The organism is Halomonas sp. 3D7M, from assembly GCF_014897885.1.
Lineage (GTDB): Bacteria > Pseudomonadota > Gammaproteobacteria > Pseudomonadales > Halomonadaceae > Vreelandella.
The window spans coordinates 952-2,972 of the sequence record NZ_JABUZF010000155.1; the positions used below are offsets into that span (position 1 = coordinate 952).

The 2,021-nt window shown below is 58.8% G+C and carries 2 protein-coding genes and 1 pseudogene; all 3 read right to left on the bottom strand.

Features of this window, described 5'->3' with window-relative positions:
• Positions 1–281 (bottom strand): annotated as a pseudogene (locus INT22_RS20430) (alpha/beta hydrolase family protein); the annotation flags it as partial.
• An 11-nt stretch (positions 282–292) separates the two neighbouring features.
• On the bottom strand, positions 293–1,237 hold the full coding sequence (locus INT22_RS07435) for a quinoprotein relay system zinc metallohydrolase 1 (RefSeq protein ID WP_193067974.1): 945 nt from the start codon (positions 1,235–1,237) through the stop codon (positions 293–295).
• Positions 1,234–2,021, bottom strand: a 788-nt coding sequence (locus tag INT22_RS07440) for a quinoprotein dehydrogenase-associated SoxYZ-like carrier (RefSeq protein ID WP_226912490.1), incomplete at its 5' end; no start/stop codon positions are given. The genes INT22_RS07440 and INT22_RS07435, both read right to left, overlap by 4 nt.

A 2,021-nucleotide genomic window follows, 5' to 3' on the forward strand; every position in this document is an offset into this window, starting at 1 on the left:
CCGTGGCGGTCGAGCTGCATGATGGCTTGATCGTGCTGGCGCACCCATACGACGCCCCCTAGCAGGGGCGTGTAGCTGCCGCCGCCGTACTGGTTCACGCGGCTACCCAGCGCCTCTTCTATTACACAGCGCGGCGTCTCGTTGCTGTCGGCGCGCCACTGCCAAAGTTGCATGCCGCCCGTTTGCGGGCAACGAGCGAGCCAATAAATAGATTGGGCGTCGCTGTGTAACTCGGCCAAGGTGTCAGTAGGTTCGGCAGCATCTGCCAGGGTAAGCAGCATAGATGTGCTCCTTAGTGTGGGGCGCCCCACAGCAACCGTGCTTCGTAGTGTGGGTAAAGCTGCATTACGCTGCGGGTGAACTCATATTCGCTGAGTGCCATGGTGCTAAACATGCTGGGAATTTCAACGGCCAAGGCATGATTGGCACCTAGCCCTTCGCTAGCCACATCACTGAGACGTTGGTCCAGCCATTCCAGGTAATGCGTGGTTTGGCCAATGATCGTTTCGGGCGGCGCACTGGGGCCATGACCCGGTACTGCGATACTGGCGTTGAGCGCGCGCAGATCATTCAGTTCTTCCAGCCACTGTTGCAGGCTTGGGCTGTGAGCAGTGGCAGCAGCACGTTGGTAGAACCCCATGTCGCCCAAAAACAGCACGTCGGTGGCATGATCCATAATCACTAGGTCTCCACCGCTATGGCCGCTCATGGCGAAAAGCGTGAGCGGGTAGTTGCCAAGGGTTATCTCGCCGGCCTCGATCACGTTGGGTAGGGCAATAGGCAAGCGCTCCAAGCTGCGTCCGGTTAGTCGCTCTACGTTATCGATCAGTGCGTCCCGGTCGCGGGCCATCAACGTACGAGTGCTGGCTAAGGTGAGGTGCTGTGCCTCGTCGAAGGCGGCATTACCAAAAAAGTGGTCAGGGTGGTGATGGGTATTCAACACCCAGCGAACGGGTTGAGCGGTGTGCTGAGCAATGAGTGTTTTGAGTGCTTCGCCAAAGTGTGGGCTGCTGCCGCTGTCGATAAGGATGACACCACTGGGCGTAGCAATAAACGCTTGGTTGCCTATATGGCCGCAGTTGCTGGTGGAGAGCTCCTCTTTTACACCTTCCACCATCCAGGTGTTTTCCGCGATCGATTGGGCGGTTAGCGGACGTTCGCAGAACATCACCGGTTCGCTGGCTGCCAGCGGCGTGATCAGCAGTGTACTGAAGGTGGCCAGAAAACCAGCTTTCATGGCTGCAGACCAATAGAAAAGCGGTTGCCGTTGTTATCCCGCGCGCCAATCACATAACCGCCTGGAGAGGGGCGCATATGCAGCCCTAAGGTGGGGTTGGCGCTCACTGATGCATCGATATCCAGGGCGGCCACTTGCTGGCCCTGCTGATCCAACAGTTCAAACGACTGCACATAAAAGGCGGGCTGGCTGGGGATTAAGCCGCTGTCCATGGGGTGAGAAAGGCGCACCCGCAGGCGCTGTTCGTCCTCATTGGCAAACAGCCGACCCTGGAGCTCGCCGAAGGTGGTTTCCCAGTCGGTGTCAGCGCTGGCAATACCGGGGGTGGTGCAGCCACCGCCTTCCGCTTCAATGTAGGTGCCACCCACATGCCAGGTATCCCCCTGTTTCACTGCTACACGCACCGCGGAGGCTTGTTCCAAGCGAATATTTAACGATAGCTTGGCTATTCCATGGCTCATAGGTGAGTAGTGGAACAGGCGGGGAATCGGGTTGAGGTCCACCCAGGCAATAATGTCAGTGATTGGCTCGCCGCTGGCTTCTAAGGCGCTGGCATCTAGCGCAATGGGTACTTGTCCTGAGTCTTCGGCGAACCCCGGCGCTCTAACGGTGACGCGCTCATCAAACACCACGGGGGCATCGCCCAGAAAGCGCTCGCGGTACACAGGCCACATAAAGGAGTTAAGCGGATCCTGTTCAGCCGTGCTCGCTGTGGCCAATGCGGTGGTCGGCAGCGCGAGCAGTAGCCAGCAAAGCACGGCGAGTGCGGGGGTAAGGGGTGCGG